This window comes from Paenibacillus tyrphae, from assembly GCF_024158745.1.
In the GTDB taxonomy this organism is placed as follows: Bacteria; Bacillota; Bacilli; order Paenibacillales; family NBRC-103111; genus Paenibacillus_G; species Paenibacillus_G tyrfis_A.
Window position 1 is genome coordinate 115,525 of the sequence record NZ_JAMZAW010000015.1, and the last position, 25,653, is coordinate 141,177.

The 25,653-nt window shown below is 51.9% G+C and carries 29 protein-coding genes; 11 read left to right on the plus strand and 18 right to left on the minus strand.

Annotation, left to right across the window (positions count from 1 at the left end; translation table 11 throughout):
- Positions 1–8 precede the first annotated feature (8 nt).
- The 9 genes from NI000_RS22290 to NI000_RS22330 form a co-directional block, all read right to left on the minus strand.
- Positions 9–962 carry an acetylxylan esterase gene (locus NI000_RS22290; RefSeq protein WP_253413611.1) on the minus strand — a complete coding sequence of 318 codons (954 nt, stop codon included), beginning with the start codon at positions 960–962 and terminating at the stop codon, positions 9–11.
- 28 nt (positions 963–990) lie between these two features.
- Entirely contained in the window at positions 991–2,511 is a 1,521-nt protein-coding gene (locus NI000_RS22295; protein ID WP_253413612.1) for an extracellular solute-binding protein, read from the minus strand.
- A 96-nt stretch (positions 2,512–2,607) separates the two neighbouring features.
- Positions 2,608–3,489: a carbohydrate ABC transporter permease gene (locus NI000_RS22300; protein WP_253413613.1), complete on the minus strand. Its 882-nt coding sequence runs from the start codon at positions 3,487–3,489 to the stop codon at positions 2,608–2,610.
- Positions 3,490–3,506: 17 nt separating this feature from the next.
- Entirely contained in the window at positions 3,507–4,406 is a 900-nt protein-coding gene (locus NI000_RS22305; protein WP_253413677.1) for an ABC transporter permease, read from the minus strand.
- A 35-nt stretch (positions 4,407–4,441) separates the two neighbouring features.
- On the minus strand, positions 4,442–5,464 hold the full coding sequence (locus tag NI000_RS22310) for a LacI family DNA-binding transcriptional regulator (RefSeq protein WP_253413678.1): 1,023 nt from the start codon (positions 5,462–5,464) through the stop codon (positions 4,442–4,444).
- Positions 5,465–5,703: 239 nt separating this feature from the next.
- Entirely contained in the window at positions 5,704–6,408 is a 705-nt protein-coding gene (locus tag NI000_RS22315) for a zinc ribbon domain-containing protein (RefSeq protein ID WP_253413614.1), read from the minus strand.
- Between the two features lie 52 nt (positions 6,409–6,460).
- Positions 6,461–7,237 (minus strand): YgzB family protein, encoded by a 777-nt coding sequence (locus NI000_RS22320; RefSeq protein WP_253413615.1) that lies wholly within the window; start codon positions 7,235–7,237, stop codon positions 6,461–6,463.
- A 55-nt stretch (positions 7,238–7,292) separates the two neighbouring features.
- The gene (locus tag NI000_RS22325) at positions 7,293–8,036 is read right to left on the minus strand and encodes a hypothetical protein (protein WP_253413616.1); all 744 of its coding nucleotides are present in this window, start codon (positions 8,034–8,036) and stop codon (positions 7,293–7,295) included.
- A gap of 13 nt (positions 8,037–8,049) precedes the next feature.
- Entirely contained in the window at positions 8,050–9,336 is a 1,287-nt protein-coding gene (locus NI000_RS22330; protein ID WP_253413617.1) for an SPFH domain-containing protein, read from the minus strand.
- Positions 9,337–9,599: 263 nt separating this feature from the next.
- On the opposite strand from NI000_RS22330, the gene NI000_RS22335 reads away from it, so the two are divergent.
- Positions 9,600–9,791 (plus strand): AbrB family transcriptional regulator, encoded by a 192-nt coding sequence (locus NI000_RS22335; RefSeq protein WP_253413618.1) that lies wholly within the window; start codon positions 9,600–9,602, stop codon positions 9,789–9,791.
- A 93-nt stretch (positions 9,792–9,884) separates the two neighbouring features.
- Here the strand turns inward: NI000_RS22335 and NI000_RS22340 are convergent, their stop codons facing one another.
- Entirely contained in the window at positions 9,885–10,748 is an 864-nt protein-coding gene (locus tag NI000_RS22340; protein WP_375540994.1) for a copper amine oxidase N-terminal domain-containing protein, read from the minus strand.
- A gap of 127 nt (positions 10,749–10,875) precedes the next feature.
- Entirely contained in the window at positions 10,876–11,130 is a 255-nt protein-coding gene (locus NI000_RS22345; protein ID WP_253413620.1) for a hypothetical protein, read from the minus strand.
- Positions 11,131–11,360: 230 nt separating this feature from the next.
- On the opposite strand from NI000_RS22345, the gene NI000_RS22350 reads away from it, so the two are divergent.
- From NI000_RS22350 to NI000_RS22360, 3 genes are read left to right on the plus strand one after another with little or no spacing between them, the layout of a single operon-like run.
- Positions 11,361–11,885, plus strand: coding sequence for a hypothetical protein (locus NI000_RS22350; RefSeq protein WP_253413621.1), 525 nt, complete (start codon positions 11,361–11,363; stop codon positions 11,883–11,885).
- A 20-nt stretch (positions 11,886–11,905) separates the two neighbouring features.
- The gene (locus NI000_RS22355) at positions 11,906–14,068 is read left to right on the plus strand and encodes an ATP-binding cassette domain-containing protein (protein ID WP_253413622.1); all 2,163 of its coding nucleotides are present in this window, start codon (positions 11,906–11,908) and stop codon (positions 14,066–14,068) included.
- A 15-nt stretch (positions 14,069–14,083) separates the two neighbouring features.
- The gene (locus NI000_RS22360; RefSeq protein ID WP_253413623.1) at positions 14,084–14,608 is read left to right on the plus strand and encodes a GNAT family N-acetyltransferase; all 525 of its coding nucleotides are present in this window, start codon (positions 14,084–14,086) and stop codon (positions 14,606–14,608) included.
- Positions 14,609–14,942: 334 nt separating this feature from the next.
- Here NI000_RS22360 and NI000_RS22365 read toward each other — a convergent pair whose 3' ends face one another.
- On the minus strand, positions 14,943–15,683 hold the full coding sequence (locus tag NI000_RS22365; protein ID WP_253413624.1) for a suppressor of fused domain protein: 741 nt from the start codon (positions 15,681–15,683) through the stop codon (positions 14,943–14,945).
- A gap of 181 nt (positions 15,684–15,864) precedes the next feature.
- Entirely contained in the window at positions 15,865–16,242 is a 378-nt protein-coding gene (locus tag NI000_RS22370; protein WP_253413625.1) for a retropepsin-like aspartic protease, read from the minus strand.
- A 591-nt stretch (positions 16,243–16,833) separates the two neighbouring features.
- Between NI000_RS22370 and NI000_RS22375 the strand changes: the two genes are divergently transcribed.
- From NI000_RS22375 to NI000_RS22390, 4 genes are all read left to right on the plus strand, one after another.
- Positions 16,834–17,508, plus strand: a complete 675-nt coding sequence (locus NI000_RS22375) for a Crp/Fnr family transcriptional regulator (RefSeq protein ID WP_253413626.1) — start codon at positions 16,834–16,836, stop codon at positions 17,506–17,508.
- Between the two features lie 69 nt (positions 17,509–17,577).
- Positions 17,578–17,766: a YgaP family membrane protein gene (locus NI000_RS22380; RefSeq protein WP_216794359.1), complete on the plus strand. Its 189-nt coding sequence runs from the start codon at positions 17,578–17,580 to the stop codon at positions 17,764–17,766.
- A gap of 183 nt (positions 17,767–17,949) precedes the next feature.
- The gene (locus NI000_RS22385; protein WP_253413627.1) at positions 17,950–18,513 is read left to right on the plus strand and encodes a bifunctional transcriptional activator/DNA repair enzyme AdaA; all 564 of its coding nucleotides are present in this window, start codon (positions 17,950–17,952) and stop codon (positions 18,511–18,513) included.
- A 24-nt stretch (positions 18,514–18,537) separates the two neighbouring features.
- Positions 18,538–19,098 carry a methylated-DNA--[protein]-cysteine S-methyltransferase gene (locus tag NI000_RS22390; RefSeq protein WP_253413628.1) on the plus strand — a complete coding sequence of 187 codons (561 nt, stop codon included), beginning with the start codon at positions 18,538–18,540 and terminating at the stop codon, positions 19,096–19,098.
- Between the two features lie 80 nt (positions 19,099–19,178).
- Here NI000_RS22390 and NI000_RS22395 read toward each other — a convergent pair whose 3' ends face one another.
- Positions 19,179–19,685, minus strand: coding sequence for a ferritin (locus NI000_RS22395; protein WP_216794357.1), 507 nt, complete (start codon positions 19,683–19,685; stop codon positions 19,179–19,181).
- A 316-nt stretch (positions 19,686–20,001) separates the two neighbouring features.
- Here NI000_RS22395 and NI000_RS22400 point away from each other — a divergent pair, with 316 nt between their 5' ends.
- Positions 20,002–21,051, plus strand: coding sequence for a S1 family peptidase (locus NI000_RS22400; protein ID WP_253413679.1), 1,050 nt, complete (start codon positions 20,002–20,004; stop codon positions 21,049–21,051).
- A gap of 57 nt (positions 21,052–21,108) precedes the next feature.
- Here the strand turns inward: NI000_RS22400 and NI000_RS22405 are convergent, their stop codons facing one another.
- From NI000_RS22405 to NI000_RS22420, 4 genes are all read right to left on the minus strand, one after another.
- Positions 21,109–22,185, minus strand: a complete 1,077-nt coding sequence (locus tag NI000_RS22405) for an ankyrin repeat domain-containing protein (RefSeq protein ID WP_253413629.1) — start codon at positions 22,183–22,185, stop codon at positions 21,109–21,111.
- On the minus strand, positions 22,172–22,717 hold the full coding sequence (locus NI000_RS22410; RefSeq protein ID WP_253413630.1) for a GNAT family N-acetyltransferase: 546 nt from the start codon (positions 22,715–22,717) through the stop codon (positions 22,172–22,174). The genes NI000_RS22405 and NI000_RS22410 overlap by 14 nt, the downstream gene beginning before the upstream one ends.
- Before the next feature lie 143 nt (positions 22,718–22,860).
- A complete protein-coding gene (locus tag NI000_RS22415; RefSeq protein ID WP_253413631.1) occupies positions 22,861–23,307 on the minus strand; it encodes an SRPBCC family protein in 447 nt (148 codons plus the stop codon).
- 163 nt (positions 23,308–23,470) lie between these two features.
- Positions 23,471–23,944: an SRPBCC family protein gene (locus NI000_RS22420; RefSeq protein ID WP_253413680.1), complete on the minus strand. Its 474-nt coding sequence runs from the start codon at positions 23,942–23,944 to the stop codon at positions 23,471–23,473.
- Positions 23,945–24,179: 235 nt separating this feature from the next.
- Here NI000_RS22420 and NI000_RS22425 point away from each other — a divergent pair, with 235 nt between their 5' ends.
- Both NI000_RS22425 and NI000_RS22430 read left to right on the plus strand, forming a co-directional pair.
- The gene (locus tag NI000_RS22425) at positions 24,180–24,794 is read left to right on the plus strand and encodes a DJ-1/PfpI family protein (protein ID WP_253413632.1); all 615 of its coding nucleotides are present in this window, start codon (positions 24,180–24,182) and stop codon (positions 24,792–24,794) included.
- A 202-nt stretch (positions 24,795–24,996) separates the two neighbouring features.
- Complete coding sequence (locus tag NI000_RS22430; protein ID WP_253413681.1) at positions 24,997–25,641, plus strand: SGNH/GDSL hydrolase family protein; 645 nt, start codon at positions 24,997–24,999, stop codon at positions 25,639–25,641.
- The last annotated feature ends 12 nt before the right edge of the window (positions 25,642–25,653 follow it).

Sequence of the window (25,653 nt, forward strand, 5' to 3'; positions counted from 1 at the left end):
TTTCTCGTCTAAAAGGAAAGATGCTTTCGGATAAATTCCACCGTGCGGCGGTTCTGGTAGCCGCTCGTCGCATGTCCCGTAAACGGATGCACTCCGATCTCCTTCGTCGACCGGATCCGGTTGTATGCCGCAAACACGGTTTCTGGCAAGCATACGGTGTCCTTCAAGCCGACCGAGACGAGCACCGGAATCCGGATGCGCTCCGCCAAATTCATGATGTCGAAATAGCTTAGCGTCTCCATGACCTTGTCCAGATGCTCCGGGAACCGGCTCACGAATTCCGCCGCTTCGGAGAGCGAGCTGACCGAATTCAGAATGCCGAAGTCCATATGACACATATTCGGAATATTCGCGATGGACAGCGCCGGCTTGTCGCTTAAGGCCGAAACCAGCAGCGACAGTCCGCCTCCCTGGCTGTCGCCGGCGACGACGATGCGGCTGCGGTCGACCTCCGGCTGCGCCGCCGCCCATTCGACGGCTTGCAGCGCGTCGACGGCGATGGCTTTGTAGTAGCAGGTCTCTTTATCCAGAATACCCTGCGTGATCCAGCCTTTCGTCATCCCATACGTATTGTCCAGCCGGTTGCCCGTCTCGCCGCCTTGTCCGCGAATATCGACGGCGAACACCGCCATCCCCATCAGCAGCCAGAAGGCATACTGCTCGGGATATCCCCGGCCTCCCGTGTACCCGTGATACAAGACGACGCACGGCAGTTTTTCCCGTACCGGAAACTTCGGAAGCAGATACCACCCTTTGATCGGCGTATCGGCGAAGCCTTGGTACGTCACATCGTAAGTGTCCATATACGGGAACGGCGTTTCCCGCCGTGTCCGCTGCGCTTGTACCGGCTTGTCGATCACATCGGCCAACGTACCGCTCCAGAATGCCTCCAGGTCGGCCGGAGCGGTTGGCTCCGGCGCATACCGGCGAAGCTCTTCGATCCGTTTTTGAACTGCATTCATGGGCTACCGCCTCGCCTTATATCCAAAATTATTTTTGCTGCTGCTTATACCATTCGTTGACTTCCTTCGTCCAAGCTTCGCCGCCCCGTTTGTTCCACTCTGCCGCGAATTTGTCAAAGTCTTGATCGGTCGCTTCGCCAATGACCATCTTCACGGAAAGCCCGCGCATCAATTGATCCAGGTCGGCGAAGTTTTTCGAAACGTTGGTCGACGGCATATATGCGACGGCCGGGCTGACGACGCCAAGCTTGGACACGACGGTCAGATTGTTCTTCACCGCTTCCTGAATGTTCTTCGGAGCGCTCAGCGGAACGGAGACGAGCGGATCGTTCGGCACGTTCCAGATCAGATAGGCGATACCGTCTTGGGCATATTTATCGCCAATCATCTCTACAGTGCCATCCGGGTTTTTCTTATGATGAACGCCTTCGACGCCCAGCTTACGAAGCATGTGGGCTTCCTGACCGGCCTGCCAATCGAGCAGCTCGATCGCTTTCTTCGCCTTTTCCTTGGAGATGTTGGCCGGCAGCACGAACTGTCCGAACATGCCTACGCCGTCCGGGAAACCGGTTTTGCCGTCCTTGCCTACCGGAGGAGCGATCATGATCAGCTCGGCCTTCGGATCGACCTTCTTCAGATTCGTCACAAAACGGCTGTAATCGCTCGTCTGGGCGCCGAAGAAGATCCCGGCTTTGCCGCTTTCCAGCGTTTCCCACATTTGGTTGTCTTTCATGACGGTGAAGTTTTTATCGATTCCGCCGTCTTTATACAGTTTCCCCAGCCACATCAGCGCTTCCTTCCGCTGCGGCGTAATGGCGGCGTTCATCAATGTGCCGTCTTCCATTTTACGCCAGCCGTTGCCGGTATCGAACGCCATGAAGACCGGGTCCAAGTGATAGCCGAGCGTTTGGTTCAGCACGATGCCGACCGTATCTTCCTTGCCGTTCTTGTCCGGATCGCCTTTGGCGAATTTAACTGCCGTCTGGTAAAACTCGTCCAGCGTCTTCGGCACCGGCAGTCCGAGACTGTCCAGCCAGTCTTTGCGGATGAGGACGGCACGCTCCATCTGCGCCGGACGCGGAATCCCGTACGTTTTACCGTCGATTTTGATGAAGTTCAATAACGACTGCGGCAAGTTTTTCAGATTTTTCGTATCTTTAATATAGTCGTCGAGCTGCAGGAAAGCCCCTTGCTTCGCATACTGCGTAAAGTTCGGGTCCGGGAAGGACATGTAATGCGTAATGTCCGGCAGGCTGTTGGCGGCAATGGAAGCTTTCAGCTTTTCCGGATATTGAGCCGAAGGAATCGCCATGGATTCGTATTCGATCCCGACCGCTTCCTCCATCTTTTTCCACACTTCCGTCTTTTGCGGAGGATTGCCGTAAAGCGGGTACATCATGCTGATCTTCTGCTTTTTCCCGGAATCCCCGGACGATGCGCCCTCTTTCCCCGTACCGCTCGATTTATCGCCGCAGCCGGTCACCGCGACCAAAGCTGTGACAAGGGCCAAAGAAGAGATTTGTTTCCAGCGTTTTCCCGATACTTTCATGTGTGAACCCCTCCGTTTTATGTGTTCATAACCGCCATAACTATATGGTCAGAACAGCGCCGCAGCGCCGCTCGTAAACCCAACCGCCGAAGCCGCTCAGCCCTTCACGGAGCCGAGAAGCACGCCTTTGGCAAAATGCTTTTGCAGAAACGGATACACCACCAGAATCGGAAGCGTCGAGACGACGATCGCCGCCATCTGAATCGTGACGGGAAGGATGTCCTGCTCCCCGGCAAAGCCCGATTGCCCCATGACATCCTGCGTCGAACCCTGGAAAATCATTTGCCTCAAGAACACCTGCACGGTCCACAGCTCCGGCTTCGTGATGTAGAGGACCGCGTTGAAAAACTGGTTCCAGTTACCGACCGCATAGAAGAGCGTAAACGTCGCCAGCGCCGGCATGGACAGCGGAAGCACGATTCGGAACAGCAGGCCGAAGGTGCGGCACCCGTCGATTTTCCCCGCTTCCTCCAGCTCGGAAGGAATGCCCTGGAAGAAGTTCTTCAGAATAATGAGATTGAATGCGCTGATCGCGCCGGGCAAAATGAGCGACCATACGCTATCGAGCAGGCCCAGCTTGTTGACGACGATATACGTCGGAATCATGCCGCCGCTGAACAGGATCGTAATCGTCACGAGCAGCAGCACTGTTTCTCTACCGGGCAGCGTCTTCTTGGAAAGCGGGTACGCCATGAAGGTCGTCAGGGCCAGATTGACAAACGTTCCACCAATCGTCGTGACCGCCGTGATGTACAGCGACCGGACAAAATTGGTATTGCCCAGAATCGTGCTGTACGCATCGAACGAAAAGCGCTCCGGCCATAAAATGATCCCGCCGCGCAGTACCTGGTCCATCGGCGATAACGACGTCGCCAAGATGTAAATGAAAGGAAATAACGAGCTGAGCGCGAGTACGATGAGCACAAGCGCGATCGCCGCGTCGACGACCCGGTCCGTCCAGGTTGCTCTACTGTTCATTGTGCAAGTCCCTCCCCTTAGAACACGCCTTCTTCGCCGAATTTTTTGGCCAATTTGTTCGCCCCAAGCACCAAAATGAGACCGACGACCGATTTAAACAGACCGACCGCGACACCGAAGCTGAACCGGCCGCCACCGAGACCTACACCGCCAATGCCTTCGCGGTAGACGAACGTCTCGAACACGTCGCCGACCGGGTACACCAGATCGTTAAGCATCAGGAAGATTTGCTCGAAGCCGACATCCAGCACGTTGCCGAGCCGCAAAATGAGCAGAATCAGAATCGTGCTGCGCAGCGCGGGCAGCGTCACATGCCACAGCTTGTGCCAGCGATTCGCGCCGTCGACAGTCGCCGCTTCGTACAGCTGCGTATCCACGCCGGAAAGCGCTGCCAAAAAGATAATGGTCCCCCATCCGACTTCCTTCCAAATGTTCTGGAGCACAATCATCGTCCGGAATGAATCGGGGTCAGCCAGAAAGTTATGCGCTTCGCCGCCGAACGAGACGATGAGCTGGTTCACCAAGCCCGTTTCGGTATTGAGCAAAATATAAGTGATCGAACCGACCACGACCCACGAAATAAAATGCGGCAGGTAGACGATCGTCTGGATCGCGCGCTTGAACCATTCCCGCATCAGCTCGTTGAGCAGCAGCGCCACAAGGATCGGAGCCGGGAAGTAAAACACGATATTATAAAAGCTGATCAGCAGCGTGTTGCGCAGCAGCCGCCAGAACTGATCGTATTGAAACAAATCGACGAAGTGCCGGAAGCCGACCCACTCGCTGCCCGTCACCCCGAGGAACGGGCTGTATTCCTGAAAGGCCATGACGATCCCGAACATCGGCACATACTTGAAAATCAGGAAATACAGCGCACCCGGGAGCAATAGCAGGTAAAGCTCCCAGTGGGACAGCATTCTTTTCGTTAGCGAAATGTTTCCGACTGACGATTTCACGTCTCCATCCCCTTCCCGCGATTCGGAGCAAGCCGAGGAGGCTGGCAGGACAAGCGCTCGATCAGCTCGATTTTTAATTTATACGACTTGTTCACGTATTCGCCGCCCATCGCTTGGAACACAAGATGCGCAGCCATGGTGCCCATTTCGTATTTGGGCTGCCGGACCGTCGTCAAAGGAGGAGATAAGTACTCCGCCACCTGAATATCGTCAAAGCCGACGATCGATACGTCCTCCGGCACGCTCAGGCCGAATTCACGAAGCGCCTTGTAGCCGCCGATCGCCATTTCGTCGTTGCCGTAGAAGATGGCGGTAGGATGCTCTTCCTGCATGAGCAGCACCTTGGTCGAATGATAGCCGCCCTCTTCCGTGAAATTGCCGACCAGCATCCATTTCGTATTGACGATTCCCTCTTCTTGCAGCGCTTTCAGATAGCCTTCTTTACGGTGCTGGCTGCCCAGCGAATTGCTCGGTCCCCCGATCCAGGCGATATCGCGGTGTCCCTTCTCCATGAGATAACGGGTCGCTTCGTATCCGCCCTGAACGTTATCCGCCGCGACATTCATAATGAAATCGCCTTCGACATAACGGTCCATCACGACGATCGGGCAGCCTTCCCGGGCCGATTCGCGCAGCAGATGCTCGCTGATGTTCGGGTCGAGCACAATCGCGCCGTCCACTCTTCGCTCCTGCAAAAATTTATAAGCCGTCGAATCGGCCCCGCCGACCGAGCTGCATGCAATCAGATCGAAGCCGTTGGATAGTGTAACTTCCTGCGTCCCGCGGATCAGTTCGGAGTAATAAGGACCCGACAGGTCGCTTAAAATGAGCAAAATCGTCTTCGTCGACTTGCGCTTGAGATCCATCGCGAAGCCGTTCTTTTGGTAATTCAGCTCCTTGGCTGCCTGCAGTACCAATTCGCGAGTTTTCGGACTTACTTTATCGCTTCCGCTGAGTGCGTAGGATGCGGTCGAAAGCGCCACTCCTGCATGCTTTGCAACGTCTTTAATCGTAACCATAATTCCCCCCGATAAAGCCATCCGAAATTTATCGAAACGTTTCGATTTGTTTTTATTATAGCTCCGAAGAAAGGTTTGGTCAATGAGGGGTGCGTTTTTTATACAGCGCTTTCTTCAAGTGCTGTCATAAAAGCGTCACAGAAGCATCTGGCGATTGGAGGCGGTCCCGGTCAAGAAAAAAAAGCACCGGCCTTCAGGCCAGTGCTCCAGTGCTCGTTGTTTCGCTTGTAAGGCTTGCTCTATCCGTGCTGCGGGTAGGCCAGAGGGGAATCGCAATAAGGGCACGCTTTATTCTCGCCGGGCTGCAGCAAAGCGGACGAACCGCAGCCGGGGCATTCCACCGTCTTGGGCGTTGGGGGCGGCGGCTGCGGCCTGTTCTGCTGCGGTACGAAGCCATCTCCGATCACGGACACGTTGACATTCACCATCGAGGCTGCCGGAGCCCATTGGTTAAACACAATGGACATCGAGTACATATCGATGAACGCATCCTGGAACACGCCAAGATAAATCATGCGCTGCAAATCGTTGACCACCACGGCCGGCCGCTGGTTCGTCGTCTCCGCCAAGGTTTGAACGGAAGTCACTCCCTGCACCAAGACGAGGTGACGGTAATGGTCATATCTGGCGAAGAGCTGCTTGCGCCGCTGCCCGCTCTTCCACAGCATGTATATGCCGGGAATCAAGTCAAGGAGGACAACCCACACCATTACCCAATACTGAATATCGCTCCCTGCGGCCAAGTGGATTAAGAACGAAATCATAAACGGGATAAAAATAATCAGAAACGTTGTGCCGGCGTTTTTCCAGTCAATGACCTTCTGGTAGCTCAAATCGCGGTGCTTCCATAGTCGGACGGCCAGCAAAATGAAGCCGATCGGAAAAAATAAAATAAGTCCCAGCGCTATCGCAACGCCGCTTATGGCTGGACGATCATAGTTCAAGAAGGCTCCCTCATCTCTTTATGGTATAACTTGAATTCATATCTTTACTTTCCTATTCGCTCTTCGAATACGTCAACGGAGAATCACAATAAGCACACGCCTTGCTTTCTCCAGGCTGCAGCAAGGTCGATGAACCGCAGCCGGGGCATTCCACCGTCTTCGGTAACGGCTTCTTGTCCGTTTTGGACGAAGAGGTCATTTTGGTGTATTCGTGCAGAATCTCTTCGTAAGCGCGTTTGAAGTCTATGTCTTTAGGCAGATCCTCCGGAAAATCCTCCTCAGTCGTGCTCTCCTGAGGCGAGTCAGAATGTACCGTCGGTTGGACTTGCCGCTGAAAAACGATCGCCATTGAATTCATATCCAAATAAGCATTGGGGAACTCACCAAGACCAATCAGGCGCTTTAAATCGTTGGCAACCACCGCCGGGCGCTGCCAGATCATCTCCGCGATGGTATGGACAGAAGTAATTCCTTCCGACATGACGATATGGCGATAATGGTCATACCTGATAAAAAGCTGTTTACGACTCTGCTTGCTCACCCATAGCATGGATACTCCGGGAGTGAATAAAAAAATGATAAGAATAAACCATATTGAAAACAACGCAAACGTATCTGCTGGAGATATGCTGTTTAGGAACAAAAATATAAATACCAGGAGTACAAACAGAACAAGAAAGGTTGCGCCGGCATTTCTCCAGTCATCTATTTTTTGATAGCTCAGATCGCGATGCTTCCACAGTCGGATAGCCGCCAAAAGGAGCCCCGCCGGAAAAAACAAGAGGAACGCCAACACGATCACGACGCCTTCGATCGCCGGTCTGTCCATGTCCAATCTAACTTCCGTCTTCTCTTCTATATTGCTCTGATGCACTGCGCCGACCTCATTTCAACGTGATCAACTGGCTGTTTCTGCGGCCCAGGTCGGCCGAGATATCGCGCAGAAGCTTGCGGGACATTTCCACTTTACCCGTCTCTCCCGCCCGATCACTGAGCCCGCGAACGCAGCGCTCCAACTCCTTGATCTGCCACAGCAAATTTTCCTCCATATGGATCATCGAAGGATGTGAAACCGGGTCGCTGTACTTCACTTTTTCGATCAACTCCCGTACCCCTGCTTTCAACGCTTCCCGTTCCTCGATTTCCTCTTCTTCCAGCGCATAGCTCACCGAGTCGAGAGCCAGCTTCATCTGCTTCATCAGCTGCATCTGTGCCCTTTGATCATCCTCTTGATTCCGCACAACATTCGTAAAATGATGGGCAACCCCCATCCCAATCGCCCAAACTGCGGCTGTGATGACTTCAATCACCACGTAAGAGGTCAAGGAAATCCGCAAGGTGAGCCAGAAGAAAGCCGTATGAAAAATAGCGGAAGCTCCATACAACACCGATATCGTAACGAAGGTCAAGGAGGCGGGAAGCCCGTCTCCGCGCCGGTTTTGCTTCACTTCACCTACTGCGCAGTAATAGCAAGCCGCTTCCGCAAGAACGATGGAGATCAAGGAAGTCCACCAGTGCCCGGTTCCCCAATCCTCCACACGGCATAAGAAAAAGGCAGCTACGGTTACCAAGACAATGAGGCCGAACATCAATTTGGCGGCCACGGCAGGCAAACGGTTCATATTCATCTCAAGCTCCTTTTCACCCTAACTTATTCCCGCATTCAAAACAAAACTTTTGCCCCGGCTGCACGACCTGCTGACACTGACTGCAAGTGAGCACCATGCTCTTGCCGCACTCCGGACAAAACTTCGCTCCCGCCTCCACCATCGTCGCGCACTGAGGACAAGGAGCGCCCAGCGACTCGCCGCATTTCGCACAATGAAGCGCTTGTTCCGGATTATCCGCTTGGCAGCGGGGACAAGGACGGTACTTATCGCCGCAGTTCGGACAAAATTTCGATCCCGCCGGAAGGGAATGCCCGCACGCTTGGCAAGCCACGGACGAGGAAGCAGCTCCCTGCTTGAGCGAATGTCCGCACCCTCTGCAGAAGCTCGAATCATGAACATTGCTCATGCCGCAATTCGAGCAAGTCTGAACGGGAGTAGACACATCCATATGTCCCGACAACCGCGAAAACGAATCGCCAATCGTCATACCAACGCCTTGACCGAGCCCCAGACCGATGCCCGCGCCCAAGAAGGCCGACGGATTCCCTTCGTTCTTCGCCGCGCTTTCCAGCGTATTGAAGGTTCTTTCCTGCTGGTAGGAGAAGCCGAGAATGTCCATTTCCGCTTTTTTCGCCAGTGCTTCCTTTAACCGCTTCGTGGCCGGATCTTCCTCGGGAAGATTGATGGAATCGATCTGGAAGCCGACCAGACGAATCCCGTACTCTTGAAAAATCGAAACGATTCGACTTTCCATATGTTTGGATATTTCGGAGATATAGGCGTTGATTTCCAGAATGCTAATTTTTTTATGTACCAGATAGGAGGAGATAAGCTCCTTGATGTTCATCATCAAGATGCTGCGAAAATATTTGCCGAGCGCCGCCTGATCGACCGCCGGAAGCGTTCCGACCAGCTTAAGCAGAAACTTGCGTGTATCTTCGATCTGGATGCCTAATTGGCCGAACGCGCGGACCGATACCATCATGTGATATTTGGGCTCCTGCAGTTGAATCGGAGTCGGCGTCCCCCATTTCAAGTCCAGCTTATGCAGCTTGTTCACAAACCAAATTTCCGCAGTAAACGGCGACTTGCCGCCAAAAGGCAAATTGACGACGGAGGAAAGGACCGGAATATTTTGCGTCGATAACGTATGCCGGCCGGGACCGAGCAGGTCAAGCGCCTCCCCGCCTTTGAACAGCAGCGCTTCCTGGGTTTCGTTGACGATCAGCTGAGTCCATGTGCCTAGTTCTTGATTCGGATATTTCCATACCAATAAATCGGGCGGCCCGTCGAATTTGACTACTTCTATAATTGCCATCTAGGTACCCCTTTCCATATGCTGGTCTCACGTGTAATCCTTTTACATTAATATACTACGAAACCAACCCTTTTTGGACTCAAAATTTTCCATTTGATGCGTTATAACAGACATTTTTGCTAGATTTCGACAAGATGCGACAGGACTTGGAGGGAGCTTGTCGAAGGGAATGTCCCTTAAGTCTTAGTGATTATTCTCCTAAAATTACATTGAGGTATAATGGTGTCAGTCATTGAGATTTTTAAAAAGGGGATGACAACAATATGGCTAAGAGGGATGGAGTGAACCCGATAGATTGGGCGCGCATCGATGACCGGGAGCAAGGCGGAAAAATCGTTATTCGAGAGGTAAACAAAATATCCGAGCTTGAAGGAATTAGTGCGGATTTTATAGATACCCTTTCACAAGCTATGAAGGAGTATGAAGAAACTCTGAAAGGGGTAAAGGATAGATAAAGACTCACGAATACAGCAAAAAATGGGCCGAGGACCACGGTCCCCAACCCATTTGTCACAGCCTCGCAAGGCAGGCTTCTTTGCAAACTTGTCTTATTTGTCTTCGTAGATTACAACGGATTTCGATTCTTCTTCCCATTTCACAACGGCTTTCAAAGCCTCGCTAACGAAACGGGCAGGCACGACGGTATTGCCTTCCACAATAGCCGCCGGCACTTCCAGCGTCACTTCTTTGCCGTTCACATAAGCCTTCGTGCTATCAACGAAAAGTTTAACGGTGATGCCGTCGCGAGTAACCGTCACGGAGCGTTCTTCCGGATTCCAGCTCACTTCCGCTTTCAGAGCTTCGGAGATGGCCCGGAAAGGTACCAGAGTGCTGCCCTCACGGATGAAGGGACGGACTTCCATCGAAGGCTCTTCACCATTGACAAACAATTGCACGCCGGATTTTCCAAGCTTCTCGTAAAGCTTACCAAGCTTCTTGTAAGCATTGAGGTTCTTCACGTTTGCTTTTACAGCTTCTTTCTGAACATAAACCGCATCGGTTACGTTACCTTGATTGTCGAGCAGATCGGCTGCCGCGGAAAGTGCAGCGTCTTTTTCGACGATAGCTTCCAATTCAGCCTTCTTCTCGGCCGTAAGCTGTGTTTCGTATTTGGTCAACAGAAGATCGGCAAGAACGGCACCGGCCGGTTTGTCTTTCACATTTTCAATGGCGTTGAGCAAGCCTTTATAGCCGTTTTTGCCGTTGTTTTCATAAGTCGTACCCGTAACGGATGCCTTCGGTTCTACCTCTACTTTAACCTTGACGTCTTTTTCTTTGCCGACAGTGATTGCTTGAGCTGCAGCTTCCGCTCTGTCGGAGCGGTTGTCATTATCGGACTTTGCCAATGCGGAACCGGCCATCAGGCTGGTTGCGACGACGCAAGATGCGGCGATCATCATAGGTTTTTTCATGTTCATCAATAACTCTCCTTTGTTGGTTAAAAATTCTTGTTTGCATGAGCTCACTAAGTTGTTCGTTCCCGTTAATTTTTTTGTGGGGAGTTCGAAAAAAAATTAAAACTTTTTTCACTGTTCTTGGTTATAGGACTCCGCTTAATTTGTTGGAAACGATGCTCCGCTCCAGCTTTACATGCAGCAGCTCTGTTCGTAAATCTTTGCCCATGTTATGTAAGGCAGACACAATCTCTTCCGCCGTAAGCACATGGATCGTGTTCGCTTTTTTCGCAATATAATCTAGTATCGTTTCGACACATTCCTCGCAGCTTCCGATTTTATCCGCGAGCAGACGTTCTTCCTCAAGTAGATTTTCATATTTGCTTTGTAAGTTGTTCATTTTATCCGGGCTCCTCTCGATTAGCTATTTTGCCAACCAACTTAGAGACCATATTAACATTTGTTAAACTTTATTTAAACAGATTCAACAATTAGTTGAATTAAACATTGAATGATTAAACTTTACGTTGAGTCACAACCGCTCCCCCTCTCCTAACCAACTCTTTACTTGGGTTCACAGGAAGATCGTGGTATACTTTGGGCACATCTACCAAGGGGGAAATCGCTTGCATGAGCTACTATTTTTCAATCTGCGCCTCCGAGAAATATCAGGAAAAGTACATCGAATTTATGCTGATGAACTATCAACAATTAAACCTCCCCTACTCGTTCCCGCTAACTCTTAGCTTCCTCGCAAGCCCGATTCTCATGAAGGAAGAAGCCATTCTATGCTTCAATGACGAAGACGAGTTGGTCGGGGCACTCGGTTATATTTACGGAACCGGCGAGAACGACTACCAAGATACGCATATCGTGCAGATTCAGGCCGTATTTTTGCTAGACGAATACCGCAGAACCCGTCTTTTTCTCCGGGGGCTCCAGTACTTGACCCAGTTCATCGCTCAGCTGAACAGACCGGTGACGGAACTTCGTTTCTGGACGCCGGTGCAGGACGATCTCCGCAAGCTGTGCGGCAAGCTGGCCGTGAGAACCGACGGCCGGGATACGGCGTTCGGCACGATGGAAGAATACCGCGCTCCGTTCTCCGATTGGCATGCTTACGCCATGAAGTTCCGTTACGAATCGTATTTTTGACCCTGGAAGGGAATCACTCTATGCTCACCGTCATTACGAACCTGTTGCGCTACATGCGTCCGTACAAGCTGCTGGCGTCTTTCTTTTTCCTAACGTTATTTCTGGATCTCGCCTTCGTATCGCTGGCTCCCTTGAGCTTTAAATTCATGATCGACAAAGCGATCACGCCGCAGGACATCGACTACTTCTTCCTCATTCTTGCCGTTCTCGGAATCGGCGGCCTGATCGGATTCAGCGCCGGTGTCATAAGCGATTATGCGCTGGCCCGGTTGATTGCGAAGGTACAGCAGGATCTCAGAATGGGGTTGTTCGACCATATGCAGCATACGAACATCGGCTTTTTCCAGAAAGCCCGCTCGGGCGAGCTGCTTTCTTATTATTCCGTCGATTTGCCTTCGATCGCGCAAGCGATGCAGGTCATCCTGACCATTGGCATCCAGTCGTTTTCCGTCGTGGTCATCAGCACGGTCGTCTTGTTCTATTTGCAGTGGAGCATGGCCCTGCTGATTTTGCTTGGGGCCGTTGTTATTTTTGCCGGTCCATATTTGCTGGGCAGACGTGCCGAAGCCGTCAATTCCGCGTACAAGGACCAGTTCGCCCGCCTAACCGGCGTCGTGCAGGAGAACATCAAAGCCCAGAAAGTGATTAAAGGCTTCAACCTGCAGGAAGCGATGACGAACAAGTTCGGCGCCATGCTGCAAGCTTTGTCCGTTACCCATTACAAGAAAAATGTCGTCAACGCCCAGCTTGAGCGCCTTCCGATGATCAGTCTGCTCCTTATTAATTTTTCGATTATCGGGTTCGGCTCGTACCTGGCGCTTCGCGGCCATCTTAGTGTGGGGGCGCTGGTCGCCTTTTTTACCATGTATACCTCCATGGGCAACTCGGTGTTCAATCTAACCATTGCGATCCCGGCTTTTACGGATGCTTCGGTGAGTATGAAGCGAATTCAAGAGCTGTTAAGCGAGCCTCGGGAAGCAACGGGAGAAACCCGTTTCACTCTCACAGAGGGACGCCCGCCGGAGATTGCGCTTGAGGACGTTTCGTTCCGCTATGCGGGACAGCAGCAGGATGTGCTGAAGCACGTCCGTCTGCACATCCCTCCGGGCACTACAACAGCCTTTGTCGGCTCCAGCGGTTCGGGAAAAAGCACGCTGCTGCAGCTGCTGCTCGGCTTCTATACTCCGCAGGAGGGGCAGATCCGCATGAACGGCAGCCCTCTGCGGGAGCTGGATCTAGGGTCTTACCGGGAGCAGATCGGCGTCGTGTTTCAGGACAATTTCTTATTTCACGGCACGATTCTGGACAATATTCGCCTCAGCAAGCCAGATGCCAGCGAGGAAGAGGTCATAGAGGCGGCGAAAAAAGCCGAAATCCACGACTTCATCATGAGCCTTCCGGAGGGCTACCATACCCAAGTGCTGGACGAAGGGAGCAACTTTTCCGGCGGTCAAAGGCAGCGGATCGCTATTGCCCGCGCCATCGTGAGGAACCCCTCAATCCTGCTGCTGGACGAAGCCACGTCAGCGCTGGACCCGATCTCGGAGGCTTCGATCAACCGGACGTTCGCCGAGCTGTCTCATAACCGGACGGTGATTACGGTGACCCACCGGCTCTCCGCGATAACTGAAGCAGACCAAATTTTCGTCTTCGACCAAGGACATCTGGTGGATAGCGGCACCCACGCGCAGATGCTCCGGGCAGGCGGCTTCTACAAAGAGCTGTGGGACAAACAGAGCGGCTTGTCCGTATCGCCGAGTGGGCAGGAAGCGGACATTGACGAGGAGCGGCTATCCCGGCTTCCTTTCTTCCAGGGGATGCATGCGGATGTGCTGAAGGAAATCAAGGGCCTGTTCCATACGGAAACGTTCACTGCCGGACAGCCTGTCATTTACCAAGGGGACCAGGGGGAGAAATTTTATCTCATCGCCCGCGGGCGGGTGGAGGTCTCCAAGCGCTCTTCCACTGTGCCCGAGAGCCGGATACGGCTGGCCGTTCTGGAGGATGGGGATCATTTCGGAGAGATGGCGCTGCTGGATAACGCCCCGCGAAATGCCGATGTAACGGCGATGACCTCTTGCGTCTTTTTGACTTTGCAAAGGAAGGCGTTCGCTTATGTGTTGTCTCAATATCCCGAGATCGATGCGCGTATACGGCAGACGCTGCTGGAACGCAGGAAGTAGGAGGAGCGAATCTCAATGTTAGCGGAATACCGCGTTTGCCGCAGTGATGAAGATTATGCGCAGTATGCTTTATTTTTTATCCGCCACCGCCAAGATTTCAGCCGTCATTTTTCCTTGGCCGATGCCCTCATGCATACGTTGGAAACGATCCAGACGTCGACTATTGTTCTGGTGATCGATAAGAAAGGACAAACGATCGGCTGGGCTCATTACCGGTATATGACACCTGACGGCGAAGCGCATCCGGAAGGCGAGATTGCCTTCGTGGATTCGGCGATCACGACCGAGGCTCATCGCAGCAGCCGTCTGTTCGTCGAAGGCTTCCGCCATCTGGTGCATCATATGGCAGCCGAGAATCGCGGCATCCGCGTTTTTCAGTTCCACGCCTTGGCCGACAACGCGTATTTAACCCGGCTTTACTCTAAGTTCGCCCGGATCATCGGCCGGCGGGAGGGCTACCACGGGACGGAAAACCTGTTTTCCGCCGACTTCGCCGCCCTGCTTCATTATGTTGCAAAGTACACAAAATCACAGGATTGACCTTCCATTGTTGGGCGTGTTATCCTACGAATACAGGACTATTTTCATGCAAAGGAGGGCTTTGTATGTTTCCCCCAAGAACCGGTTTGAACGGTAAAGGCGATCGAAAGCCGCTTAGCTTCGCGGATCTGCTTAAGCTGAATGAGCAAGTGAGAGTATCCGAAGCGAAATAATGAGTGTAGATCGAAAGACCTGCCGGGGCGATGGTTGAGGCAGGTTTTTTGCTTGAAAAATAAGAAGAGCATCGTCCACCTGGGGCGATGCTCTTCTGCGTTCTAAGGCAGCAATATACCATAATAAATCGTGGATTTAGCTCGCCTTTTCGCTTGCGAACCTATTTCCTCCGAAATGGAATAACCGACGACCGGCACACATTTTTCCGGTTCACCCGAACGATTTCGTTGATGCCGTATTTGTCGAATTTATCGGTCAAGTCATTGCAGCCGTATTTCAATTTGAACTCCATCTCTTCCTGATACAAGGGAACAATGGAGTAGAACCGGATCGTTCTTTCCGAGTCCATCTCCAGCGTCAGAAAATCGCGGTGCACCATGATAGGCGGCAGCAAAATGACTCCGTTTAATTTCGTCCGATCCGACAAAGGACGCGCGGGATCGCCGTTAGGCACCGTATGTCCGTGACCAAGCCACGTCTCGTACTCGTGAGGAAGCCTGGCCAGCATCTTGAGCCACCGGACCGGCCAATAATTGTCCTCGTCGGCGAAAGCTTCCTGCGTAATCGGCCATTCGGGCGGCAAACAAATCATCACTTCCGCATAATTGTAGCCCTCGATACCTTCGGGAACGTTCATCGGCATATAGCTCATCCCCGTCGTAAACAACGTGTGGTAATTCCGTTCCTGCGTCGGCTTAACGTGATAAACATCGATATGGACGATATCGGAAATTATTTCATGAAATACGTTGTCGATCTCGCCGATGTATGTCTCGAAATGCCGTTCGATCTTCTCGTTCCAGCCATCCTCGCCATAGTTGGGCGGCATCCAGCTGCGTTCCTTGTCCTCATGCTTATAAATCGGGTTGCCCGATTCCGAATAATCCGAAGGCTTGACCAAAGAAATGCACCTCTGCTCTCGATTCGTCCCCTTTTTTTCCAAACTGCGGCACTTCTCTTATTATCGACAGAACGATGGGGAGATTGAATAGAGGGACAGCCGATAAAATGTTTGCTGCAAACAAAAAAGGAGTCCTTCCTCTTTTTCAGAGGGTTGAACTCCTCGACGCCTAAAGTGATCGCTATGAGTTGACGATCATTGATTTTGTATCAATTATAAGACCGGCAGCTTTCATGAAATCGAAGCCAATAATTCCCTCGATTTCGATCCCGTAGTCCATGCTGCCAATCTCTACTTGAAACTGCTCAATGGTGATACCATCAAATTCAATGGCATCCAAATATTTGGTATATACATACTCTATACCACCCACTCCTCGTATGGTGTCCACGACGTCGTTTTCTTCTGGAACAACTCCGATGTCACGAACCAAATCGGCATTAAAGAGCGTGCTTGCCGAGCCCGTGTCCAGCAGAACCTTCTGCAGTTCAAGTTTCTTGCCTTTATAAACAATCGTAAGGCTTACAAAAGGCAGACCGTATTCCTCGGTTATGTTCATCTTCTAGGCCCTCGTACTCCCACATAACGTTCACGGGCTACCAACTCAGGACGAGAGGTATGAAAAAAGCAATATTCCCGCCCAGGGTCTTGCCTGTGCAATTCGCTATAGCGCCGGAGCGCTTCCGTCGAATTTTCAAATGTATCAATTACGACAACTTCCTCAATATATCGATAGCCTTCCTTGGAGTGAGCTTTCGTAGCCTCCAAAACGACCCATTCCTCCGGAAATCGTTCCTGTACTTCTTCCCAACGCATCCCGTCACCTCCGAACCCATTGTATTACATCCATTTTAACATAGTAACCTTCCAGCCGGACAGGGATTCGGTTCGGGTCAAGTACCTTCGGGTAGTGGAATATAATCTCCGTTACTCAAAACGACAAAGGAGTCCTTCCTCTTTCTCGGAGGCGAGAACTCCTTATCCCAAGACCCGGGTTTCCTATTTTTTCGAATTAAGGTACTAAACCGCTTTGTTGCGCTCGCAGGTGAAGGCTTATTTATAAGCTCCAAGAGTTGCTTCGTTTACTTTTATCCGATCTATCCGCTATGCTGAAAGTAACCGCATGACCACAGAGAGGAGAGACATCGTCGTGTTACCCGAGCATATTCACCGGATCATGGATCGATTTCGCTGTTTTGAATCCGTCGAGCCGGAAGATTGGCAGCATCCGGACATCGCCGTTATTCGTGTTCCCATGAGTCTGGCCATTCGACAAGGGGGGCTGCTGGAGCACGCAATATTTACGCTGGACGGCAGTATTCGCGTCTACAAAGTTAGCGAGACGGGGAGAGAAATTACGCTATACCGTGTTCAGGGAGGCGAATGCTGCGTCTTGATGATGGCCAGCATTATGGGCGAATTGGAATATGAGGCGGCCGCATCGGTCGAGACGCCCTCGGAGCTATTCATCCTCCCGATTGACGTGTACAAGCAGTGGGTCGAGAAATATAAGCCGCTCCGCCAATACATTTACCGAATGTTCACGCAGCGGATGTCCATCGTCACCACCCTGATCGACGACGTCGCCTTCAAGCCGATGGAATACCGAATCGCCGACTTTATCTTGCAAAAGACGCCCGAAGCCTCAACCACGCTGCGTATCACGCATGATGAAATCGCCGTCGAGCTAGGCACCGCAAGAGAAGTGATCAGCCGGAAACTGAAGGAGTTCGAAAAAGAAGGATGGCTTGTCTTAGGCCGCCGACGAATTCAAAATATTCAGCGGGCCGCGCTCGAACAAGTGAAAAACCGTTATGTGACTTAGTCACATAACGAATGGGAACCGACCGCTACAATAAGGGATGTAAACCATTCTTTTAGCGGAGGGATCACGATGAAAAATGTAGGCGGTTTTGACTTGGTATTTCGGATTGTCGCAGGACTTGCGCTGCTCTCGCTTTTATTTTTGTTGGAAGGGGGAATCAAGTATATCGGCTTGATCGGGATTCCCCTGCTCTACACGGCACTTACGCAAAAATGTCTCATGAACCGCCTGCTCGGCATCAATTCATGCAAGCTTTGACGCTTGCCCCTTGTTCCAGCTTCAGCCGCCGGCCGTCCGGAGCGATTCCATCGCTTCTGGACGGCCGTTTTGCATTCCCGTCGTGCCTCCGCGATACTATCGAATTATTGCTGTCCTATTCTTGCTCTATTATCAGAACGCGCGGCTTCGGTTTATAATGAGTGGCAGAGGGGAGGCCCCAATATGGACGACGCACTATTTCAGTCGGTGTACGAGACGATTTTGCAGCGCGACACCCGCTACGACGGGCGGTATTATATCGGAATCACATCGACGGGAATCTTTTGCCGGCCTTCGTGCCGCTCGCGCATTCCGAAGCCGGAAAACGTTAAAGTATACGGCAGTATCCAGGAAGCGCTGCAAGCGGGATTCCGGGCATGCAAAAGATGCCGTCCGGAACAGCCGGGAGAGCACGGACCGGATGCGCAAATCGCTCATGCCGTGCATGAATTGATCAAGCGGCGCTACTCCGAGCCTTTGACGCTTGGCGATATAGGAGCGGAGCTCAAAATGAGCCCCTACCACTTGCAGCGCGTGTTTAAGCGGGTGACCGGAACGACACCCTCGAAGCAACTGCTCCATATCCGTATGGAAGAGGCAAAGCGGCTGCTTGCTGCAAGCGAACAGCCGATAACCGATATCGCGGCAGAAGTCGGCTTCCGCAGCCCATCCCACTTTACATCCGTATTTCACAAGACGGTCGGCTGTACGCCGATGGAATACCGGGAAACCGCCGGCACCCGTTAAGCCGTTCAAGAAGGAGGCATACTTATGGGAAAAACAACGACCGAGGTGTATTGGACGGCCATCCATCATCCCAAGCTCGGGGACCGGCCGCTCTATCTGGCTGCTACGAAGCAGGGCTTATGCCGGATTACTTGGCCTAATGAATCATTCGACACCTTAACTACATGGGTGGTTAAACATATTCCGGGTACCACGTTGATTAACGATCAAGAGCCGTTATCCGAATACGTCGGGCAGCTGAAGGAATATTTGGAAGGGACCCGCCAAACGTTCGACCTTCCCCTCGACATGCGCGGTACGAAATTCCAAACCGCCGTCTGGCAGGCGCTAGCCCGCATTCCCTATGGCGAAACCCGCAGCTACTCGGACATTGCCGGGGAGGTGGGCAGTCCTGCGGCCGTCCGAGCCGTAGGCACGGCGAACGGAGCCAACCCGATTCCCATCGTCGTCCCGTGCCATCGCGTGATCGGCAAAAACTCCGCGCTCACGGGGTTCCGAGGCGGCCTGCAGGTGAAACAAGAGCTGCTCCGGCTGGAAGGCTTCGAAGATTTTACGCTTAAGGGACATGCCCGTTTTCAGTTTTGACTTCCTGCGAATCCGCGTAAACAAAAACTGCTCCCCACAGCTGGATAGCTTGGAGGAGCAGTTTCCGTTTCCGGTCTATGTTATTCGGCTGGCGGCGTGAAGGTACGCTGCGCCAATTGGGCATCGAGCATGTAGAACGCATTGCTATCGTTATCGATGCGGCGAAGCTTCTGAATGATGCTGTCGAACGTGGCTTCCTCTTCGACCTGTTCGTCGATGAACCACTTCAAGAAGTTGATTGTCGCGTGCTCGCGCTCGTTCCAAGCGATATCCGACAACTCGTAGATGCGTTTCGTTACGGTTTGCTCATGAGCAAACGCATGTTCAAAAGCATCCAGCAACGAGGTATACTGGTTCTGCGGGTCCTCCATTCCACTGACATGGGCGCGCTTGCCCAGCGTGTTAATGAAGTGAAAAATTTTCATGGCATGAAATTTCTCTTCCTCGGCCTGTACGATAAAAAAGTTCGCAAACCCGTCGAAGCTTTCCGACGAGCAGTATCCGGCCATAGCCAGATACACTTGGGAGGAATAAAATTCGTAGTTCATTTGTTCGTTCAGCTTGGCGAGCAGGTTCTCACTTAGCATCAGGTCACGCCCCTTGTTCGCAGTCTATCTGAGGTTCTCCCTCTATGTAGTTGAAGAAAGAAATACTTCCCACACCTGTCCTTAGTATGTTGTAACTCCTTCCAAAAGTAAAGCAATTTCTGGCACAACCTATTCCCCAAAATAGTGTCCCCAAAATAAAAAAGTTCATAACCTCTTCGGAGTCGGACTAATCAACCCTACCGATCGAACTGCGCATCAGCTATTCTCCCTCAATCTAAATGCCGCAGCTCCATGAACGCCCGTAACAATCGGCAGCAAAACCATACAATATCTTATCCTGCGCAAAGGGGAGGATATTGTGGCTACGTTTATGGCTGCACTGCGAATGAAAAGAAAAATGGCCGCACGCTTATTGAAAAAAAACGGTGTTCACGGGGTCGGAATAGGCTACAAAGATCCTGCGAATCCGAAAAAGGGCGCAGCCGTCATCATCTATACGGATAAGGTTTCTTCCGCAAGCCTGGGTCTGATTCCCGCCATGTTTGCCGCCAAAGCGAAAGGCAAAGGAGCCGCTGTCCCGATCCGCATCGTCAAAACAGGAAAAATACAAGCGCACGCAGACTATACCCGTCGGATTCGTCCCGTACCTCCAGGCTACAGTGTCGGTACTACGAAGGGCTCGGGCAGCGCAGGCCTTATCGTGACGAACGGTTCCGAGACGGCAACCCGCTATTTGCTGAGCAATAACCATGTGCTGAATCCGAACAATACGAACAGCGCTACGGAAACGATTCAGCCCGGCGGCGCCGACGGAGGCCGTTCCGGCACGGACCGTATCGGCCGTTTATACAGCTATGTAAAACTGGAGAAAAACAAAAATAATTTTATCGACGCGGCGCTCTCCGTCCCTACCAACAAGCGTCTGCTGAATCCGAACTATCCGACGGTCGGAGCCATTCCCGGCCATGTGACTTCGTATCGGGTGGGAGAGCATTTAAAAAAAGTGGGACGCACGACAGGCTTGGTGAACGGAAGGGTGGAATCGATCAACACCGATATCCAAATCGACTACGGCGGCAGGCTGGGGGTGCTTAACTTTAAGAATCAGACGGTGATCCGAGGAACTACTCCCATTTCGTTGGCCGGCGATTCCGGATCGGTCTGGCTCAGACGCTCGGACCATTACGCCGCGGCTGTCAATTTTGCGGGCTCATCGGACGGCCGTCTTTCCATTGCATTCCCTATCCGCTGGGCTATGCAGGCATTCGGAACGAAGGTAGCTCTGGCGAGCCGCGCAGGCAAAGTAAAACAGATCAAAGCCGTGAAAACCTCCCGTGCCTATGTCCGCAAGCTGCCTGCAAATGTGCTTGCCCGAATCAAGCCCACAAAAGCCGTAAGACCCTAACCACCCGCAGTTCCATAACGTAAAAAGCACTGAGCGCCATGGCCAGTGCTTTTTGCTTTAATCTTCGAACGGTTTTCCCGATAAGTTTCCATCCAAAATATCGTCAATAATACCGGCTGCCTTAGCCAGGAAAGCTTTCCACTTCAGACCCGGCAGCAGAATCAACTCGTCATGCTCGACATCGAGGCTGCCCAGACATTTTTTGTCTTTCACCCACACAATAAAGCCCGTATTGGCGTAATTTTCAATGTCTTTGACCAGGTCGATAAAGGTTCGGCCCCTCCACTCCAACACTCTGACGTCGAATATCGTTTCGAATTCAATGTATTCGGTCGTCTTGGAATCCTTTAGATCAATCCTTCTATTCTCGATCCCAAGCCATTTGATAATTTCGGCCGGCAAGCCCAATCGCTTAAGCTCCTTCGCTCGGCTGTCCATCTCATGCCAAATCGGAGGTTCGAATTGCTTGATGTACTCCATCAGCTCCGTATGGTTATTCTGCTTGGCATAAGAATACGCCCGGTCGCCGTTTTTGTCCTTAATCGTAACGTCGGCGCCGTGTTCAATCAAGTACTTTACGATTTCAAAACGGTTGATCGAAGCGGCCATTTGGACAGGGGTCGTACAATACGGAAACACCTGGCTACCACCGTTAAAGTTGACATCGGCTCCATGTTCCACGAATAACTTGACGAATTCGAATTTTCCGGACCATGCGGCTTTGCGAAGAGCGTCCCCTCCTGCGTAGGTTCTCATATCGAAGCCCAATTCAAGCAAGGCACGAACTCCCTTGTAATTATTGAAGGAAAGGGCCCTCCCCACAGCGGAACTCTTCACATGGGTAAGAGCATTTAGATCGGCGCCCGCTTGCAACAATCTTTCAAATAAATCACGCGTTCCATACCGGGCAGCGTAAGGCATCACAGGATTCTTCGCATCGTTCAAATTGTCGAATACGTACTTGTCCAACAAAAGCCGGGCCAGAGCCAGCCGCTTGTATTCCAACGCTTGGTTTAAAATATGGACGGGAAGCGTGCTTCCTTCCGGTAATCCGTGCTTTTCCAAAACGGCCATAACCTGATCCGTATCGTTGCTTTGGATGCAGCTAACAACTTCTTTTTCAAACTCCGTCATGATGTCCTCCCAATCGAATCCAAAACCTCTTGACGATATTGCCGTCGTTCTCCGTGAATTCCGATTCAAACCCGCCGCCATGCTTCAATATCGTCTTCTCCGAGCCGAGGTTGTCCTTGTCACAGACCAACAGCACTTGGTCCAATCCCATCGCTTTCGTGATTTGCAGCGTCTGGGCCAGCAATGCGCTCGCATAGCCTTTGCGCCTATAGCCGGGGCGTATGCCATAACCGATATGGCCGCCGCTGTTTAGAAGCTTTTCGTTTAAGCGATGACGAATGTTAACCGCACCTACGACAAGGTTCTCTTCGTTAAGCAGCCAATAGGTCGAATGAGGCACCCAATGAGGATTGCTTAATTTCTCCTCGCTATCTTCGGCATACAGGAACTCCAGCATCGTTTCGAAATCGCCGGGATCTCGACGGACAACCCAGGGGACCATCGGTTCTCCGCTCTTTATCCAGTCCGCATAGAACGACAAGTACGGCTCCCGGTATTCCATAGCAGGTCTGACTAACCGGACCTTGTTCATCCGAATCCCTCCTGCCTTCTGCATCGAATTGATCTTCGCGGTCTGTTCGCCTATTTTCCCGCATATGCCATTCACGATTTGGTCTATTATAGCTCCTCTCCCTCCTATTGGCAATGAGGCTGCTACGGGCATCCGCCCCGGATTTATTTCCTCGCTTGATGTTCAAGCAGCTTCTTAAGTTTCTGTAGATCCTTCTGGTTAGCTCTCCGCATCATGAAAGACATGAACGGCGCGAGCAACACGGAAAACCCGGCCGGGTTCCCTCTGTTTCGCAAGGTCATTCGGGTTGCATGGCTGCCAACCGATTCCCAGGTATACGTTGTCTCCATCGGAAAAGGCCCGTCAGCCGTGCTCATGACAAGCAACCGACCCGGCTTGTATTCGACAATTTGATAGACGTAGGCAAGCTGCTTTCCCAGAAACTGCGCTTTAAAAGCAATTTTGGAACCGACGGCAAGCGGCTTTGGGGTCTGCCATTCGGCCGATTGAATATTGACGTACCATTCCGGAGCGTTGTCCGGGTCAGCCGTATAAACCGATACTTGGTCACAGGGGCAATTGATAATGATTTCCGTATGAACGTCTACCATGATGGACTCCTTCCGGTTTATTGTTCGCTGCCGAGAGCTGACAGACAAAGATAGCTTGTCCATCTTAGAGACAATAAACATCGAGGCCCGTCACGCAAAAAAAGCACCGGCCGTTAGGGTCAGTGCTTTTGCTTTTTATGATAACCGAAAGAGCCCGCCTCGCCTATGCAGACATATTCGCCAGAAGCGCCCCAAGGCGATCCATATTTTGTTCGTTTCCCTCAATGGCATACGTCTTAACCTTCTCGAATTCGACAGCCGTCTCAAAGCGCTGACGGAAAGTAAGTCTCGTTTTGCCGGCCAGGTCCTCGAAAATAGCCGTCACTTGGAATCTAGGGCCTGATACATGCTGCAAAACAATCCGCTCCGGTTCGACGATCTCCACGAAGACGCATTTATTCCGATAATCGGTGCCATCCGGTCCATGCATGATAAACTTCCAGGTGCCGCCCGGTCTCAAGTCAAACTCCTGAAACGTATTCGTAAAGCCCTTCGGTCCCCACCACTGGGATAAGTGCTCAGGCAAGGTCCAGGCCTTAAAAACAAGCTCGCGCGGCGCATCGAACATGCGCGTGGTTACCAGCTCAAGTTCGTCTGCATTTATTGCGTTATCGCTCGCTGCATTGTTTTCGGGCATATTCATTCCTCCAAAGATCATTTGGTATCCGTCCTTTGTCCCCATTATAGCATAGAGCTTGCCAAGCGGTTTCTTATGGATTGCCATTGTAGCCGTATCCGATTGTCGCCAAAAATAGCACCTTGTAGTTATTTTATGTTTTGGGTTCTGCTTATATAATTTACCAATAAGCGCAACTGGCGAAGGCAGACCGTTGAAGGCGAGACTTGAATACCAAAACCGAGGAGGAGATTGTATGAAATCTTGGAATGTCGGTATTTTGTTGTTTGATCAGGTGGAAATTCTTGATTTTACCGGCCCGTACGAAGTGTTCGGCCTTGCTGTACACGACCGCTATAAACCGAGTGAACGCTCATTGTTCAACGTCACCACGATATCGGAATCCGGGAGTCTGATTGTTGCAGAGAATAACTTGAAAGTGACTCCTGATTACAGTCTGGCTACCGCCCCTGCCTACGATCTGCTCGTGATCCCCGGGGGACCGGGAGTGAGGAAGGGTCTCTTGAATGAAGCTCTTGTCAACTGGGTTCGCGCCCGTTCGGGCGATACGCCATGGATTACTTCCGTATGTACAGGGTCGCTGCTGCTGGCTCAAACGGGTCTTCTGAACGGGAAAAAGGCAACGACTCATATTGACAGCATCGATTGGATGCGTACACAACATCCGGCGATTGATGTCATCGACGGCGTCAAATACGTGGACGAAGACCGGATCGTCACTTCGGGAGGCGTTGCCTGCGGCATGCACATGTCGCTGCATATGGTGGACCGCCTAGCGGGAAGAGAAGTCGCCGAGGATGTGTCCCACATCATGCAATTCGAGACGGACTTCGACGAATACGCGTGCTGAAGAGGAACGCATGTAACAAGGAGCTTTGCCACCGTTTTTCCGGCGGCAAAGCTCCTTGTTCATTTGCGCGAAAATCAAGCCTCCCAGACTGCTTCCGATCCCCTCTTAAAGCCCCGCTCCTAAAGCCGTTAGCGTCCACACAACATGTACGCATCTGCAATATGATATGTTATGATCAAAAGTTGGAGTTGGTGATATCTTGATGATCTATACAGCTCTCGGAGATTCCATTACATTTGGCGAAAATGCCTCCTCTTTGGCAAAGGCCTACCCTCAATTGACCGTGTCCGCTTTAAATTCGGGCTCGCGCAAGGTTCGCGGGTTTGTTCTGGCGCGGTCCGGGTGGAGCAGCGATGATCTATTGGACGCCGTGATATGGCGGGGAGCCTCCGTCATCGCCCATTCCTCGGTCGTTTCGGTTTGGATTGGCGGAGTGGATTTAGCCAACGCGGCGCTGGCTTCCTTTACAACCAAGCAGCCGCTTGCCGTAAAACACCTTGTAGCCGGCTATAGGCGTAATGTCAGTGCCATTTTGACTCGAATCAAAAAAGGGAGCCGGGCCCGGATCGTTTGCTGCACGCAGTACAACCCGTTTCCGAGCACTCCTCTTGCGGTTGAGGCGATAGGACAATTGAATCGGATGATCAACGAGCTTGCCCATAGCTGCAACGCCACTATAGCTCCCACTCATACGTGGTTTGAAGGTAAGCAGGCCGAGCTTGTGCATGGTTATCGGAACGGAAAGGTGGAAGACGCGTTAAGCGGATCGTTGCCCATCCATCCGAACGATCGGGGGCACAGGGTGATTGCCACGGGACTGGCCCCGTATCTGATCCCTCGCAAGTAATCTCTGCTCGCC